The organism is Pseudomonas sp. LS44 (genome assembly GCF_024730785.1).
Lineage (GTDB): Bacteria > Pseudomonadota > Gammaproteobacteria > Pseudomonadales > Pseudomonadaceae > Aquipseudomonas.
In genome coordinates, this window is record NZ_CP102830.1 from 1672474 (window position 1) to 1688987 (window position 16514).

General features: G+C 61.8%; 13 protein-coding genes. 7 read left to right on the forward strand and 6 right to left on the reverse strand.

The window, feature by feature from the left end; translation table 11 throughout:
* Window positions 1-4 precede the first annotated feature (4 nt).
* Both NVV93_RS07540 and mfd read right to left on the reverse strand, forming a co-directional pair.
* Window positions 5-526 carry a peptidoglycan binding protein CsiV gene (locus NVV93_RS07540; protein ID WP_258253809.1) on the reverse strand — a complete coding sequence of 174 codons (522 nt, stop codon included), beginning with the start codon at window positions 524-526 and terminating at the stop codon, window positions 5-7.
* A 94-nt stretch (window positions 527-620) separates the two neighbouring features.
* The gene (gene mfd, locus NVV93_RS07545) at window positions 621-4061 is read right to left on the reverse strand and encodes a transcription-repair coupling factor (protein WP_258253810.1); all 3441 of its coding nucleotides are present in this window, start codon (window positions 4059-4061) and stop codon (window positions 621-623) included.
* Between the two features lie 138 nt (window positions 4062-4199).
* On the opposite strand from mfd, the gene NVV93_RS07550 reads away from it, so the two are divergent.
* The 3 genes from NVV93_RS07550 to sthA all read left to right on the forward strand — a co-directional run bounded on the left by NVV93_RS07550 (window position 4200) and on the right by sthA (window position 8480).
* Complete coding sequence (locus NVV93_RS07550) at window positions 4200-5666, forward strand: glyceraldehyde-3-phosphate dehydrogenase (RefSeq protein ID WP_258254311.1); 1467 nt, start codon at window positions 4200-4202, stop codon at window positions 5664-5666.
* A gap of 60 nt (window positions 5667-5726) precedes the next feature.
* Window positions 5727-6779, forward strand: a complete 1053-nt coding sequence (locus tag NVV93_RS07555) for an FAD:protein FMN transferase (RefSeq protein ID WP_258253811.1) — start codon at window positions 5727-5729, stop codon at window positions 6777-6779.
* A 306-nt stretch (window positions 6780-7085) separates the two neighbouring features.
* On the forward strand, window positions 7086-8480 hold the full coding sequence (gene sthA / locus NVV93_RS07560; RefSeq protein ID WP_258253812.1) for a Si-specific NAD(P)(+) transhydrogenase: 1395 nt from the start codon (window positions 7086-7088) through the stop codon (window positions 8478-8480).
* Between the two features lie 148 nt (window positions 8481-8628).
* Here sthA and NVV93_RS07565 read toward each other — a convergent pair whose 3' ends face one another.
* Genes NVV93_RS07565 through NVV93_RS07575 form a run of 3 tightly spaced genes read right to left on the reverse strand, consistent with a single transcriptional unit; the run spans window position 8629 to window position 10256 of the window.
* Entirely contained in the window at window positions 8629-9348 is a 720-nt protein-coding gene (locus NVV93_RS07565) for a glycerophosphodiester phosphodiesterase (protein WP_258253813.1), read from the reverse strand.
* Window positions 9345-9662 (reverse strand): phosphodiesterase, encoded by a 318-nt coding sequence (locus tag NVV93_RS07570; RefSeq protein ID WP_258253814.1) that lies wholly within the window; start codon window positions 9660-9662, stop codon window positions 9345-9347. The genes NVV93_RS07565 and NVV93_RS07570 overlap by 4 nt, the downstream gene beginning before the upstream one ends.
* A 21-nt stretch (window positions 9663-9683) precedes the next feature.
* Window positions 9684-10256, reverse strand: coding sequence for a PilZ domain-containing protein (locus NVV93_RS07575; RefSeq protein WP_258253815.1), 573 nt, complete (start codon window positions 10254-10256; stop codon window positions 9684-9686).
* Between the two features lie 98 nt (window positions 10257-10354).
* Here NVV93_RS07575 and NVV93_RS07580 point away from each other — a divergent pair, with 98 nt between their 5' ends.
* From NVV93_RS07580 to NVV93_RS07590, 3 genes are read left to right on the forward strand one after another with little or no spacing between them, the layout of a single operon-like run.
* Entirely contained in the window at window positions 10355-11599 is a 1245-nt protein-coding gene (locus tag NVV93_RS07580) for a lipoprotein-releasing ABC transporter permease subunit (RefSeq protein WP_258253816.1), read from the forward strand.
* Window positions 11592-12275, forward strand: coding sequence for a lipoprotein-releasing ABC transporter ATP-binding protein LolD (gene lolD / locus NVV93_RS07585; RefSeq protein ID WP_258253817.1), 684 nt, complete (start codon window positions 11592-11594; stop codon window positions 12273-12275). The genes NVV93_RS07580 and lolD overlap by 8 nt, the downstream gene beginning before the upstream one ends.
* Before the next feature lie 2 nt (window positions 12276-12277).
* Window positions 12278-13522 (forward strand): lipoprotein-releasing ABC transporter permease subunit, encoded by a 1245-nt coding sequence (locus NVV93_RS07590; RefSeq protein WP_258253818.1) that lies wholly within the window; start codon window positions 12278-12280, stop codon window positions 13520-13522.
* A 33-nt stretch (window positions 13523-13555) separates the two neighbouring features.
* On the opposite strand, the gene NVV93_RS07595 is transcribed toward NVV93_RS07590, so the two are convergent.
* A complete protein-coding gene (locus NVV93_RS07595; protein WP_258253819.1) occupies window positions 13556-14116 on the reverse strand; it encodes a DUF2062 domain-containing protein in 561 nt (186 codons plus the stop codon).
* A 124-nt stretch (window positions 14117-14240) separates the two neighbouring features.
* On the opposite strand from NVV93_RS07595, the gene NVV93_RS07600 reads away from it, so the two are divergent.
* Window positions 14241-16466, forward strand: a complete 2226-nt coding sequence (locus NVV93_RS07600; RefSeq protein ID WP_258253820.1) for a DNA internalization-related competence protein ComEC/Rec2 — start codon at window positions 14241-14243, stop codon at window positions 16464-16466.
* Window positions 16467-16514 lie beyond the last annotated feature (48 nt).

Sequence of the window (16514 nt, forward strand, 5' to 3'; positions counted from 1 at the left end):
GTGCTTAGAGCGGCACGATCTTGATCAGCACGCCGAGATTGGAGTGATCGAGATAGGTCAGTTCACCATTCTTCAGACGGGTGCTTTGCTTCAGGCGCTCGCTGCCGGTCAGCAGGCCGTCGGCGTCGAACTGGTTGATCCAGAACTCCACAGTCGCGTCGGTGAAGCGCACCTGGGTGAGGCTGACCGTGCCTTCTACCGGGAAATGGCCGAAGTGCTGGTCGCCGGAGCTGAGCGCCACTTTGCTCGGTACGGCGGACAGATTCTGTGCCCACGCCTTGTGCAGCAACACCTCATAACCCGCGTTAGGGCTCAGCTTGGCGGCTTCGCCATCCAGCGCGGTACCGCGTTCAGTGCCGGCGATCGACTGCGCGCCACCGGCCCAGTCGTCCGGTGCCGGCTGGCTGGCGGGCACGGGCTCACCGGCCTGGCGGAAAATGATCAGTTCGATCAGGTACTGACCATCGGCCACCGCCAACGGGGCGAACAGAGCGAGCAACAGGGCCAGGTGGCGGAACATACGCATGAAGTGAGTCCTTTTTGATCAAGCAATGAGCTGAAGCGGGTGAACGAAAGGCAGACGACCAGTTTTCAACGCGGCCACTCCGGGCGCAACCGCTTTAGGCCGTTTGCGGGGTGAGGCGCTCGAAAAGCGCCTCCAAAGTATTGAAACGTTCTTCCGGGCGTTCCATCGGCATCTGAATGCGGAACAAAGTCGCACCTTCGAATTTGTAACGGTTTGGCTGGCTCTGGATCAGCTTGATCAGGGTCAGCGGATCGACGCCGGTATCGCTGGCGAACTCGATGCGTCCGCCCTGCGGACCTGCGTCGACTTTGACGATGCCGAGCTGTTCGGCCTGCAGTTTGAGCAGGGTCAGGCGCATCAGGTTCTTGGTCGGCTCCGGCAGCAGGCCGAAGCGATCGATCATTTCTACCTGCAGTTCCTTGAGGCCCTCTTCATCGGCAGCCGAGGCAATACGCTTGTAGAGAATCAGGCGGGCATGCACATCCGGCAGGTAATCCTCGGGAATCAAGGCTGGCAGCCGCAAGTTGACCTCCGGACCACCGCCCAGCGGCTTGTCGAGGTTCGGCTGCTCGCCTTTGCGGATGGCTTTCACCGCGCGCTCGAGCATTTCCATGTAGAGGGTGAAACCGACCGCCTGGATCTGCCCGCTCTGGCCGTCGCCGAGCAGTTCGCCGGCGCCGCGGATTTCCAGGTCGTGGGTGGCAAGCACAAAGCCGGCGCCCAGGTCCTGGGCATTGGCAATGGCTTCGAGGCGCTTTTGCGCATCGTCGGTCATCTGCTTGCGCGGCGGGGTCAGCAGGTAGGCGTAAGCCTGGTGGTGGCTGCGCCCGACCCGACCACGCAACTGGTGCAGCTGGGCCAGGCCGAACTTGTCGGCACGGTCGATCAGGATGGTGTTGGCGCTCGGCACGTCGATACCGGTTTCGATGATGGTCGAGGCGATCAGCACATTGAAACGCTTGTGGTAGAAGTCGCTCATCACCTGCTCGAGTTCGCGTTCGCGCATCTGCCCGTGGCCGATGGCGATGCGCGCCTCGGGCACCAATTCGGCGAGATCGGCGGCGCATTTCTCGATGGATTTCACATCGTTGTGCAGGTAGTAGACCTGGCCGCCGCGCAGCAACTCGCGCAGCAATGCCTCCTTGATAGTCGGCTTGTTGGACTCCATCACGAAGGTGCGCACCGACAGCCGGCGCGCCGGCGGGGTGGCGATGATCGACAGGTCGCGCATGCCCGCCACCGCCATGTTCAGCGTGCGCGGGATCGGCGTAGCGGTGAGGGTGAGAATGTCCACCTCGCTGCGCAGCGCCTTGAGTTGCTCCTTCTGACGGACGCCGAAACGGTGCTCTTCGTCGATGATCACCAGGCCCAGATTGTCGAACTTGACGTCGTCCTGCAGCAGCTTGTGGGTGCCGATGACGATATCCACCTTGCCTTCGGCGAGCTGCTGGACTGCGCCGTCGATTTCCTTGGCGGACTTGAAGCGGCTCATCACCTCGACCTTGACCGGCCAATCGGCGAAACGGTCGCGGAAGCTGTTGTAGTGCTGCTGGGCGAGCAGGGTAGTGGGCACCAGTACCGCCACCTGCTTGCCGCTGTGCACGGCGAGGAACGCGGCGCGCATCGCCACTTCGGTCTTGCCAAAGCCGACGTCGCCGCAGATCAGTCGATCCATCGGTTTGGCCGCGAGCATATCCTCGCGCACCGCGTCGATGGCGGTCTGTTGGTCCGGGGTTTCCTCGAAGGGGAAGCCGGCACTGAAGCTGGCGTAGTCGAGGCCCGGGTCTAGGAAGGCATAGCCCTCGCGGGCGGCACGCCGGGCATAGATGTCGAGTAGCTCGGCGGCGACGTCGCGCACCTGTTCGGCGGCTTTGCGCTTGGCTTTCTGCCAGGTCTCCGAGCCCAGGCGGTGCAGCGGGGCGAGGGCGTCGTCGCTGCCGGTGTAGCGGGCGATCAGGTGCAGGCTGGCCACCGGCACGTACAGTTTGGCTTCCTCGGCGTACATCAGGGCGAGGAATTCGGCGGATTGGCCTTCGATCTCCAGGGTGATCAGGCCCAGATACCGGCCGACACCATGGTCGATGTGCACCACCGGCGCGCCTTCACGCAGCTCGGCGAGGTTCTTGATAACGTTGTCGCCGCCATCCCGGGCTTTCTCGCGACGGCGGCGCTGCATGACGCGTTGGCCGAACAGCGGGCTCTCGGCGATCAGCGCCAGATCGTCGAGCAGCAGACCCTCGTCCAGTGGCGCAATACAGATCGCCAAGCGTGCGCGGCTGGCAGTGAATTCCGGCCAGCCGCTGACTTCCTGGGGCTTGAGTTTCAAACGGGCGAGCAATTCCAGCAGCACCTCGCGGCGCCCAGCGGATTCGGCGCTAAACAGCACGCGGCCGGGATATTCCTCGATAAAGCGGCGCAGCGCGGCCAGCGGTTCGCTGGCTTTGGACTGGATGGCCAAGTCCGGCAGCGGCCGGGCGTTGAAGCGGTCACGACCGACACCGGTGTCGATATCGTCCTGGCTGACGACGATGCGCGGCCAACTCTTCAGGCGCGCGAAGCAGTCATCGACCGGCAGGAACAGCTCGGCCGGCGGCACCAGCGGGCGTTCCGGATCGACGCGCCGCTCTTCGTAGCGGTTGCGCACGTCATTCCAGAACTGTTCGGCGGCTTGCTCGATTCCCGGCAGGGAGAACACCTGGGTGTCCTGCGGCAGGTAGTCGAACAGCGTCGCGGTTTCTTCGAAGAACAGCGGCAGGTAGTACTCGATGCCGGCCGGGGTAATGCCAGTGCTCAAGTCCTGATAGATCGGGCAACGGCGGAAATCCACGTCGAAACGCTCGCGGAAGCGGCCACGGAAGTCGGTGACGGATTTCTTGTCTAGCGGGAACTCGCGCGCCGGCAGTAGGCGGATCGATTCGACTTTGTCGATCGAGCGCTGGGTTTCCGGGTCGAAGGTACGCAGCGTTTCGATCTCATCGTCGAACAGGTCGATGCGAAACGGCAGCGTGCTGCCCATCGGGAACAGATCGATCAGCGCGCCACGCACGGCGAACTCGCCGTGTTCATACACCGTATCCACACAGCGGTAGCCGGTTGCTTCCAGACGCAGGCGCATCTGCTCGACATCAAGCTTCTGGCCGATGTCCAGGACCAGGCTGGAACCAAGCAGAAAGCGCGTCGGCGCCAAGCGGTGCAGGGCGGTGGTGATCGGCACCACCAGCACTCCGTGGCTCAGCTCGGGCAAGCGGTAGAGGCTGGCAATGCGCTGGGAAATGATGTCCTGGTGCGGCGAGAACAAATCGTACGGCAGCGTTTCCCAGTCGGGGAAATGCAGCACCGGCAGATCGGGAGCGAAAAATCCGAGCTCCTGCTCCAAGCGCTCGGCGGCTTGGCTATCGGCAGTCAATAGTAGGGTGAAGCGCTTGGCAGCGCTGGCGGCCTCGGCAATCGCGAGGGAGAGGGCGGCACCGGGCAGATTGCCCCAATGCTTTTTGCCTGCCGCGGCGGGCAGGGGGGGAAGGCGCAATACGGACACGGGCGGTCGTAGCTCCGGTCGGGAAATGGACCGGCGGATTGTAACTACCCCGATGACCTGCTGTCAGTGTCAGCGCCGCTGCTGATTGCCGGCGCCAACGTGCGCCGTCATAATGTAGCCCCTTTTTTCAGCCCCTACATTTGGAAGGTATTGCCCGTGACCCAGAAGCCCGACCAGTGTCTCGGTGAGTGGATTGATCGTGAAGCCCTCGCAGAAGCGATGATCCCGATGATCGGCCAACTCTACCGCAACAACAGCGTGGTTACCTCGATCTACGGCCGTGGTCTGATCAACCGTTCGGTGATCGACATTCTGAAAGCACACCGTTTCGCCCGTCACCGTCTGGCGGACGACAGCGAGCTATCGGTGCATGACACCTTCCCGATCCTCAAGGCCATGAGCGAGCTCAAGCTGGGCGCCGCCTCGGTCGACCTCGGCAAGATGGCCGCCAAGTTCAAGGCCGAAGGGGCCGGCCGCAGCGTCGAGCAGTTCGTCAAGGACGCCCTGGCCGACGTGGTTGGCAAGCAGAACGGCTCCGGCCGCGAAGGCACCGACGTCGTGCTCTACGGCTTCGGTCGCATCGGCCGCCTGCTGGCACGCATCCTCATCGAGAAAACCGGTGGTGGCGACGGCCTGCGTCTGCGCGCCATCGTGGTCCGCAAGGGCGCCAGCAACGACCTGGTCAAGCGTGCCAGCCTGCTGCGTCGCGACTCGGTACACGGAAAATTCGATGGCACCATCACCATCGACGAAGAGAACAACACCCTGACGGCCAACGGCAACCTGATCCAGGTGATCTACGCCAAAGACCCGAAAGAAGTGGATTACACCCAATACGGCATCAAGAACGCCCTGCTGGTCGACAACACCGGCGTATGGCGTGATGCCGAAGGTCTGGGCCAGCACCTGGCGTGCCCGGGTGTCGACCGCGTGGTGCTCACGGCTCCTGGTAAAGGCGCGCTGAAGAACATCGTGCACGGCATCAACCACAGCGAAATCACCGCTGAGGACAAGATCATCTCCGCGGCTTCCTGCACCACCAACGCCATCGTGCCGGTGCTCAAAGCGGTGAACGATCGCTACGGCATCGTCAACGGCCACGTTGAAACCGTGCACTCCTACACCAACGACCAGAACCTTATCGACAACTTCCACAAGGGCGATCGCCGTGGTCGTAGCGCCGCGCTGAACATGGTGATCACCGAGACCGGTGCAGCCACTGCCGCGGCCAAGGCTCTACCTGTGCTGAAAGGCAAGCTGACCGGTAACGCGATTCGTGTACCGACGCCGAACGTGTCGATGGCGATCCTCAACCTGAACCTTGAGAAAGCCACCACCCGCGAAGAAATCAACGAATACCTGCGCCAGATGGCCATGCATTCGGATCTGCAGAAGCAGATTGACTTCGTCAGCTCGCAGGAAGTGGTATCCACTGACTTCGTCGGCTCGCGCCACGCCGGTGTGGTCGATGCCGAAGCCACCATCGCCAACGACAATCGCGTCGTTCTGTACGTGTGGTACGACAACGAGTTCGGCTACAGCTGCCAGGTAGTTCGCGTGATGGAAGACATGGCTGGGGTCAACCCGCCAGCTTTCCCGCGCTAAACGCGGTATGACAAACGGGAGCTTCGGCTCCCGTTTTGCATTTACGGGTGCGGTGGTTCCATGAGTGCGATAGGTGTGGCGATGTGGCAGGCAAGGCGCAGTGGCACGACGTTGCTGCTGGCTGTTATTGGCCTGCTGGCCGGGTGCGGCGCGCAGATTGAAGCGTTCGAGGGGCCGACCATGGGCAGTCACTATTCGCTCAAATATGTGGCTGAACCCGACGGACCTGGTATGGCGCAGTTGCGCGGCGAGGTCGAGGCGATACTCGCTGAGGTCGATGCGCAGATGTCGACCTATCGCAGCGACTCGCTGATTTCCCGTTTCAATGCCTTACCGGCGAACCGTTGCCAGGCGATGCCAGCGTCAATATTAGATCTGGTGCGCTTTGGCGAGAGCTTGTCGCGGGAAAGCGCCGGGGCGTTCGATCTGACCGTCGAGCCGCTGCTCGATCTGTGGGGCTTTGGTCCGCAATCGCGTGGCGAGCGGGTGCCGAGTGCCGAGGAAATCGCTGCAGTACGCGCCAATGTCGGCTTCACTCACTTGCGTGTGGACGGTCAACAGCTTTGCAAAGATGCCGCCGTGCAGGTGGATTTCGACAGCATCGCCGCCGGCTATACGGTCGATCGCATTGCGCAGCGCTTGGATGAATCAGGGGTGCGCAGCTATTTGCTGAGCGTCACCGGCGAACTCAAGGTGCGCGGACGCAAGCCGGATGGTTCGCCCTGGCGTGTCGCTATCGAGGCGCCGCGCGAGGCGGGTCAGGAGGCCCAGCAAGAGCTGACGTTGGACGGCTACGGTGTGTCCACTTCCGGCGACTACCGAAATTATTTCGAAGTACAGGGGCGCCGTTACTCGCACACCTTCGATCCGGCCAGCGGTGCGCCGGTCAGGCATAACCTGGCTTCGGTCACGGTGGTCGATCCGTCGGCGCTGCGGGCGGATGGGTTGTCGACCTTGTTGATGGTGCTGGGCCCGCAGCGCGGCCTGGCATTCGCAAAGCAAAAGGGGGTCGCGGCATTGTTCATTCGTCGCGAGGTCGATGGTTTTCAAGTCGATGCGAGCCCTGCGTTTCAGGCGCTGCAGGCAGGAAAATCAACGGTAACAGGCCGTTGAAAAATGTAGGCGAGGCAGCCGAGACAAGGCAAAAGCGGCCGAAAAAGCGCAGTTTACGTGTTGTAAATGAGCATTTTGAGGCCGTTTTTAACGCCGGATCGGCAACGCAGGTAATTTTTCAACAGCCTGTTAAGTGATGGCGCGAGTTGCCTGCCTATGACCAAGCGCTAATGGGCAGCGCCGAGGGTCGCGGGTAAGCTGCAACGGCAATCCCGGTGCTTGTTGCCAAATTTGTGTTCGTCATGGCCACGGCCGTGGCTCAGCCGCAGCGCAGTAAGGCGCTCTGGCCAGTTGAGAGGAGTAAGCATGGCGGTCTACAACTACGACGTGGTAGTGCTCGGTTCCGGTCCCGCGGGCGAGGGGGCGGCAATGAATGCGGCCAAGAGCGGCCTCAAGGTCGCGGTGGTCGATAGTCGTCGCGAAGTCGGCGGCAATTGCACGCACTTGGGCACCATTCCCTCCAAGGCGCTGCGCCACTCGGTGCGGCAAATCATGCAGTACAACACCAACCCACTATTCCGCCAGATCGGTGAGCCGCGCTGGTTCTCCTTTCCGGACGTGCTGAAAAGCGCCGAGCGGGTGATCGCCAAGCAAGTTACCTCGCGCACCGGTTACTACGCGCACAACCGCATCGACATGTTCTTCGGCACCGGTAGCTTCGCCGCCGATCAGACCATCGAAGTGGTCTGCCCGAACGGCGTGGTGGAAAAGCTGGTGGCCAAGCACATCATCATCGCCACCGGTTCGCGTCCCTATCGTCCGGCGGACGTCGACTTCACGCACCCGCGGGTTTACGACAGCGACACCATTCTCAGCCTGACCCATACCCCGCGCCGGCTGATCATCTACGGTGCCGGGGTGATCGGTAGTGAATATGCGTCGATCTTCAGCGGCCTCGGCGTGCTGGTCGACCTGATCGACAACCGCGACCAGTTGCTCAGTTTCCTCGATGACGAGATTTCCGATGCGCTCAGTTATCACCTGCGCAACCAGAATGTGTTGATCCGCCACAACGAGGAATACGAGCGCATCGAGGGCATCGACAACGGCGTGATCCTGCACCTCAAGTCGGGCAAGAAGATCAAGGCCGACGCGCTGCTCTGGTGTAACGGGCGTACCGGCAACACCGACAAGCTCGGCTTGGAAAACATCGGCATCAAGGTCAACAGTCGCGGGCAGGTCGAGGTGGATGAGAACTACCGCACCTCGGTATCGAACATCTACGCTGCTGGCGATGTAATCGGCTGGCCGAGTCTGGCCAGTGCCGCTTACGACCAAGGCCGATCGGCCTCCGGCAACATCGCCGAGAACGACAGCTGGCGCTTCGTCGACGACGTGCCGACCGGTATCTATACCATTCCGGAGATCAGCTCGATCGGTAAGAACGAGAAAGAGTTGACCCAGGCGAAGATCCCCTACGAAGTGGGCAAGGCATTCTTCAAGGGCATGGCGCGCGCGCAGATATCCAACGAACCGGTGGGCATGCTGAAGATTCTCTTCCACCGCGAGACCTTGGAAATCCTCGGCGTGCATTGCTTCGGCTACCAGGCTTCGGAAATCGTCCATATCGGCCAGGCGATCATGAGTCAGAAAGGCGAGGCGAACACGCTGAAGTACTTCGTCAGCACCACCTTTAACTATCCGACCATGGCCGAGGCCTATCGGGTGGCCGCATTCGATGGGCTCAACCGGCTTTTTTGACCAGCTCCGACCGGTGGCCTGAGCCGGTCGGGGGGGACTTTTTCAGCGACTCCCCAACCTGGCGCTGGCCGAATCGGGAGAGTTTCTGACCAGGTAACGAAAAACCGGCCTTTGGGCCGGTTTTTTGTGCATGAATAAAATGTGTGGTTCAGGCCTTGAGCGTACTCACCGCCAGGCTCGGGAAGTCGGTGATCAGGCTGTCTACGCCGAAGTCGGCGAGGCGGCGCATCAGGGCGGGTTCGTTGACCGTCCACACCGATACATGCAGACCTTGCTTCTGCGCCTTGAACAGGCGTTCCGGGGTGCACAGCGTCCAGTTCAGCGCGAGCAGATTGCAGCCATAGCTCTGCGCCACCTTGAGCGGATCGAGCCAGGCGTACTCGGCCACCAGGCCACGCGCCAGTTGCGGGGTTAGCTGGGTCAGCGCACGCAGCACCTCGCGAGAGCTGGAGGTGACGGTGACTTTGTCGATCACCCCGTAGTGGTTGGCGAGCTCCTGAATGGCCAGCACGCTACGGGCTGCACGGTCACGCGAAGCGCTCTTGACCTCCAGCTGCCAGTGTTCGAACGGGCATTTTTCGAACAGCTCAGCCAGGCGCGGAATCGGGCAGGGCTGTACCCAGCCAGGGCCGCCCTGGCGAGCGTCGTAGTTGGTCAAGTCGGTGGCATCGTATGCGGAAACCTTGCCGCGGCGGCCAGTGGTGCGCTTCAGCGTTGGGTCGTGGATCACCATCAGCTCGCCATCGCGGGACAGATGCAAGTCCAGCTCACAGCGCCGCACGCCCTGTTCCAGGCATCTCTTGAAACTGTTCAGGGTGTTTTCCGGTGCTTCGCCTTTGGCGCCACGATGGCCGTAAATCTGCGTCACTGGAACTCCTTGGGTTGTGCGCCAGGCTGCCCCGCTGGGCTGCGTGGGCGATGCTGAAGGACGCTGTCGATCACTCGACCGCTTTCAAAATAGACGCTGAAATTGCGGTAGTCCCAGCGCGTAATCGGTGGTTTTCCGACCGCGGGATGCTCCTGGTCGGCAAGCCCGAAGCGCATCAGCACTTCTTTTTGCGTCAGGCCGCGAGCGGGTAGGGCGATCTCCGCAGCGCCTTGCTGACCTACCGGGATTTCGATGGTTTGCGCCCAGCTAGCCAGCGGGCCGAGCAGGGTGATGAGTAGTAACAGGCGCCACATGGCCGTCTCCTGGCGAACTGATCAGAGTTGTTCGCGTGCCTGGCGGCGCTCCAGCGCTTGGCGCTGCAGGATGTGCCGCGCCAGCAATTGGCGCTGGGCATCGGTCAGGCTTTCGAACTCGGTGCCGATGTTATAGAGGCCATTTTCCAGCGGCTGGCAGTGGATCACTAAAGCGCGAACCAGCAAGCCAAGGGCTTGCGGCATCAGCACCATCTTCAGCGCCAAGTGACTGCCAAGCTCAAGCGAGCTGGCATTGTCGAAGCTCAGGCCACCTTCGGACATGGTGACCTGCCGCGGTGTGCCGAGTGCACTCAGCAGGTTCTGGGCCAGTGCCTGGCCGAGCAGATCGGTGCGCCGGTTGATGACTTTCAGGTAGTTGGCCAGGGTGCGGTCGCGTTCGCTGATATGCCGCAACAGGTGCTGCGATTCATAGTCGAGCAGATGCAGTTCGCTGAGTAGATTGAACAGCGGCGAGGTGTCGTGCAGCGCCTCGCCAGCCAGGGCCTCAGCGCCTGACAAGAGGCTGAATTCCAGTGCGATGGTGTCGTCGATGCGATAGTATTCGCGGCGATCATTTTCGTCTTGTGTCGTCATGGCGAACCCATGGCAGCGAGATTGGTCTGAGTGTAAGGCCGCTCGCCAAGCCCCGCCACAAGGACGTTCCTTCTTTCGCCAGCGAACCAACTCTTTCTATGTTCAGACCGCTGTCCGTGTTCATCGGCGCCCGTTATACGCGCGCTAAACGCCGCAATCATTTCGTCTCCTTCATCTCCCTGACCTCGATGATCGGTCTCGCCCTCGGCGTGCTGGTGATGATCGTGGTGTTGTCGGTCATGAACGGCTTTGACCATGAAATGCGTACCCGCGTCCTCGGCATGGTGCCGCACGCGACCCTCGAAGCGGCGCAGCCCATCAGCGACTGGCGCGAGATGGCCAACAAGATCAAGCGGCCACAGATCCTGGCGGTGGCGCCCTTTACGCAAATGCAGGGTTTGCTGACCAACGCCGGCCAGGTCGAAAAGGTGCTGATCAACGCCATCGATCCGCAGGAAGAGGGCAAGGTGTCAGTCATCGGCGAGTTCTTCCGGCAGGGCAGCTTGGACGATCTGAAGGCCGGCGGCTTTGGCATCGTCCTCGGCGACAAGGCGGCGGTCAAACTCGGCGTCGGCGTCGGTGACAAAGTGACCTTCGTCGCCCCAGAAGTGACGGTCACTCCAGCTGGCATGTTTCCGCGCATCAAGCGCTTCACCGTGGTCGGCATCTTTCACGTAGGCGCTGGCGAGATCGATGGCCATGTCGCCATGGCGCATTTGCAGGACATCGCCCGCCTGCATCGCTGGAAGCCGGAGCAGGTGCAGGGTCTGCGCCTGAAATTCGACGACTTGTTCAAGGCACCGCGCATTGCCTGGGGCATCGCCCAGCATCTCGGCCCTGACTACTACGCCCGCGACTGGACCCGTTCGCACGGCAACCTATATCAGGCCATCCGCATGGAAAAGGCGATGATCGGCCTGCTGTTGCTGCTGATCGTCGCAGTCGCAGCGTTCAACATTATTTCCACGTTGGTCATGGTGGTGACCGACAAGAAAGGGGATATCGCCATCCTGCGTACCTTGGGCGCGACACCGTTGCAGATCATGCGCATCTTCATGGTCCAGGGCACGGTGATCGGCGTGATCGGTACCCTACTTGGCGCTGTGCTGGGGATTATTGCCGCGCTCAATGTCAGCAGTTGGATCGCCGCGCTGGAGCGTCTGCTGGGCATCAAATTCCTCAACGCCGATGTGTATTTCATCGATTACCTGCCGTCGCAACTGATGCGCGCAGACGTCGTCATGGTGTGCGGCGCGGCATTGATTCTGAGTTTCTTCGCCACTCTTTATCCGGCCTGGCGTGCTGCGCGTACCCAGCCTGCGGAGGCGTTACGTTATGAGTAAGCAAGTGGTTCTGAGCTGCCGCAATCTTGGCAAGAGCTATGAAGAGGGCCCGCAGGCGGTGGTAGTGCTGGCCGGCCTCGATCTGGAATTGCAGGCGGGTGAGCGGGTGGCCATCGTGGGCAGTTCCGGTTCGGGCAAAAGCACCCTGCTGAACATGTTGGGCGGTCTCGATACGCCGAGTCAGGGCAGTGTCTGGTTGGCTGGTGAAGAACTCTCGGCTCTCGGCGAAAAGGCTCGCGGGTTGCTGCGTAATCGGCAGTTGGGATTTGTCTACCAGTTCCACCATCTGCTGGCGGAGTTCACTGCGCTGGAGAATGTCTGCATGCCGTTGCTGATTGGCAAGATGGCCATTCCCGCGGCGCGTGAACGGGCGGCGGCATTGCTGCAGCGGGTGGGTCTTGGTCACCGTCTGGATCACAAGCCAGCCGAATTGTCTGGCGGCGAGCGCCAGCGTGTGGCGATTGCCCGGGCATTGGTCAATCAGCCCGGCTTGGTCCTGCTCGATGAGCCGACCGGTAACCTCGATCACCACACGGCGCAGGGCATTCAGGAGTTGATGCGCGAGCTGAGCAGTTCGTCGAACACCGCCTTCCTGGTGGTTACTCACGATCCCGAGCTGGCCGGGCAGATGGATCGCATCCTGCGTCTGGAAGATGGCCGGCTGGTGGCGGCGTAACCATGTTCAGACCGATCTCGATCTTCATCGGCAGCCGCTACACGCGGGCCAAGCGGCGCAACCATTTCATTTCGTTTATCTCGCTGACCTCGATGATCGGCCTGGCCCTCGGTGTGTTGGCGATGATCGTGGTGCTGTCGGTGATGAACGGTTTCCAGCAGGAAATGAGTTCACGCATCCTCGGTATGGTCCCACATGCCACCATCGGCAATGCGCAACCGCTGAGCGATTGGCGCGCGGTAGCCAAAGTCGCCCAAGGTAACCCGCAAGTATTGGCTGCGGTGCCATTCGGCGAGTTGGATGGCATGTTGTCGTACAAGGGCGCCATGCAGTCGGTCCAGATCAACGGCATCGATCCGCAGGAAGAGCCCAAGGTCTCGATCATCGGCCAGCACATCGTGCAAGGCAGTCTCGAGGCGCTCAAGCCTGGCGAATTCGGTGTGGTGATCGGCGAGATCACCGCGCGGCGGTTTCGCATCAATGTCGGCGACAAGCTGACTCTGATCGTTCCCGAAGTCAGTTCGGCGCCCGGTGGTATCACGCCACGTATGCAGCGGCTGAATGTGGTCGGGGTATTCAAAGTGGGTGCCGAGCTGGATGGCAATCTGGCGCTGATCAACGTGGCCGATGCCGCCGCCATGCAGCGTATGCAGCCTGGCCAAGTGCAGGGCGTGCGCCTGGCGCTGAAGGATCTGTATCAGGCGCCACAGGTTGCCGCGGCGGTTGCCGCGAAGCTGGGTGACGGCTATACGGCGAGCGACTGGACGCAGACTCAGGGCAGCCTGTTCAGTGCGATGAAGATGGAGAAGACCATGATCGGTCTGCTGCTGCTGCTGATCGTAGCAGTGGCGGCGTTCAACATCATCGCCACGTTGATCATGGTGGTCGCCGACAAGGGTGGCGACATTGCCATCCTGCGGACCCTCGGTGCGACGCCGGGGCAGATCATGGCCACTTTCGTGGTGCAGGGGTCGATCATCGGCGTGGTCGGCACCACGATCGGTACGGTGCTTGGGGTAATCGCTGCGCTGAACGTCAGCAGCCTGGTCGGCTGGCTGGAGCAGGTCAGCGGCCAGCGCATTTTCAGTTCCGATGTGTATTTCATCAGTACCTTGCCATCCGATCTGCAAGGTTTCGATGTATTGCTGATCGCCGTGGCGGCGCTCAGCTTGAGTTTCCTGGCCACCCTCTATCCGTCTTGGCGAGCCGCGCAGATTCAGCCTGCCGAAGCGTTGCGCTACGAATAAGCCATAAAAAACGCCGCTGTTGAGCGGCGTTTTTTATTCTGCGCCCAGGCGTCGCGCCTTGCGTCGCTTGTCCCAGCTGCGTTGCACCCACCAGCGCCAATACAGCATGGTCAGCACATAGCCAACCAGAGCGGCGAGCAGGCCGCAGACAATTGAGCCCACCAGAAATGGTTGCAGGATCGGCTTCCACATCAGCTGAATCAGTTCCCATGACGGCTCATCGAAGAACCGACTGATGCGCGGCCACACCTGCGTGCTGATCTGCCCGGCCGGTACTTGCATGACCCACGCGCCGAGCTTGTAAGTGCAGTAAAAAACCGGCGGCATGGTGATGGGGTTGGTCAGCCAGACCAAGCCCACCGAAATGGGCAAGTTGCCCCGTACCGGCAGGGCCAGGGTGGCTGCCAGCAGCATCTGCATGGGAATGGGAATAAACGCGGCGAACAACCCGACTGCCATGGCGCGCGATACCGAGTGTCGATTGAGGTGCCAAAGATTCGGATCGTGCATCAAACTGCCAAGAAAACGCAGCGACTTGTGCTCGCGGATACTTTGCGGATTGGGCATGTAGCGCTTGAACAGACGTCGCGGCATGAGCATTCTCGGGCAGGCATAAAGCCTGGGTATTATGCATGGATTGCACGGCGATCAAGTCGGCACTTTGTGACAACAGATAAGTGTTTGATGCAGCGACCCAAGGATGGGTCAGGAGTAATTCATGCGAACAGGGATGTTGGCGTTGGCGGCCGGGCTGCTGACGCTGCGGTTTCTGCCGGAGCTGCCACCCGCCTGGCTGCTGGGCGTTCTTCCGCTGTTGGGTTTGATGCTGCTGCCGTTTCGCAGCTATCCGTTGGCCTTCTTCCTGTTCGGTTTCAGCTGGGCCTGCGCCTCGGCGCAATGGGCGCTGGACGATCGTCTGGCGCCTGAACTGGACGGCAATACGCTATGGCTGCAAGGCCTGGTGGTTGGTCTGCCGGAGCAGGGTGATGGGGTGGTGCGCTTTCAGCTTGGACAGCCCGAGTCGCGGCGCGCCTTTCTACCCCAACGCCTACGGCTGGCCTGGTACGGCGGCCCGGCATTGCAAGCGGGTGAGCGCTGGCGGTTGGCGGTCAAGCTCAAGCGCGGTCATGGCATGGTTAATCCACAGGGCTTCGATTACGAAGCCTGGTTGCTGGCACAGCGGGTTGGCGGCACCGGCACCGTCAAACACGGTGAGCGGATCAGCCCAGCCAACGGGCCTTCCGCCTGGCGCGATGCATTGCGTCAGCGGATGCTCAAGGTTTACGCGTTTGGTCGTCAGGGTGGCTTGGTGGCCTTGGTAATCGGCGACGGCTCGGGATTGTCGGTGGCCGACTGGCGATTGCTGCAGGACACCGGCACGGTGCACCTGATGGTGATTTCCGGTCAGCATGTGGCGATGCTGGCGGCCCTGGTTTACGCCTTGATCGTCGCCCTGGCGCGCCTCGGTTGGTGGCCCCCATCCTGGCCATGGCTGCCGTGGGCCTGCGCGCTATCGTTCGCCGTGGCGCTCGGCTATGGCGTGCTGGCCGGTTTCGAGGTCCCGGTGCGCCGCGCCTGCGTGATGATCGCCATGGTACTGATCTGGCGGCTGCGCTACCGCCATCTTGGCGTCTGGTTGCCCTGGTTGCTGGCGCTTAACGGCGTGCTATTGCTGGAGCCGCTGGCCAGTCTGCAAGCTGGTTTCTGGCTGTCGTTTGGCGCTGTCGCGGTGTTGATGCTGGTCTTCGCCGGTCGCCTCGGACCGTGGAGTTGGTGGCGGAGCTGGGGCAGGGCGCAATGGACCATGGCCATCGGTCTGCTGCCGGCGCTGCTGGCTTTAGGCTTGCCGGTCAGTGCCAGCGGGCCGTTGGCTAACTTGATTGCAGTTCCTTGGGTGAGCTTTCTGGTAGTGCCGTTGGCGCTGCTCGGCACGCTATTGCTGCCGTTATTCGGGTTGGGCGATGGGCTGTTGTGGCTGGCGGGCGGCCTGTTGGAGTTGCTTTTTCAACTGCTAGCCTGGATCGCCAGTTGGCTACCGGCCTGGTCGGCGCCGGCTATTCCTTGGTGGGCGTGGCTATTGGGTGCTGCAGGCGCACTGCTTATCCTTCTGCCGACGGGCATGCCGTTGCGCGCGCTAGGACTGGCATTGCTTTTGCCGATGCTGCGGCCACCGATCGATACTCCCGCGCCAGGACGACTGGACGCCTGGGTATTGGATGTCGGTCAAGGGTTAGCCGTTGCCTTGCGCACGCAGCACCATGCACTTCTATACGACAGCGGGCCGCGTTATGGCGAATTCGATAGCGGCGAGCGGGTGGTGCTGCCTTCCCTGCGCACGCTTGGCGTTGATCGTTTGGACCTGATGCTGATTAGCCACGCCGACACCGATCACGCCGGCGGTGCGCTCAGCGTGCAGCGCGGCATGTCGGTCGATCGGGTGCTCAGTGGTGAGCCCGCGGCGCTGGCACCGTCATTGCGCGCTGAGCTGTGTGTCGATGGCAGCACCTGGCGGTGGGATGAAGTGAGTTTCACGACCTGGCGTTGGCCGTCGGCTGTCGAAGGCAATCCGGCCAGTTGCGTGCTGCAAATCGAGGCGAACGGTGAGCGTCTGTTGCTGACCGGTGATATCGATGCCGGCGCCGAGCGCGCGTTGCTCGCTGCCGGTCGCGACATCCGCGCCGATTGGCTGTTGGCGCCGCATCACGGCAGTCGCAGCTCGTCCTCAATGGGTTTTCTCAAGGCCGTCCAACCGCAAGCGGTGCTGATTTCCCGTGGCGCCAACAACACCTTCGGTCATCCGCATCCGCAGAGTCTGGCCCGCTATCAGGCGCTGGGCATCCCGACTTACGACACGGTTGTGACCGGCGCTCAACGTATTCAGTTGGGGGCTAACGACACCTTGTACGGGTTGCGTGAACAGCGTCGATTCTGGCGGGAAAAATGAGAACGGCGGCGGTCGGCGGGCACCGCACCCTATGCTAGAGTGGCGCCA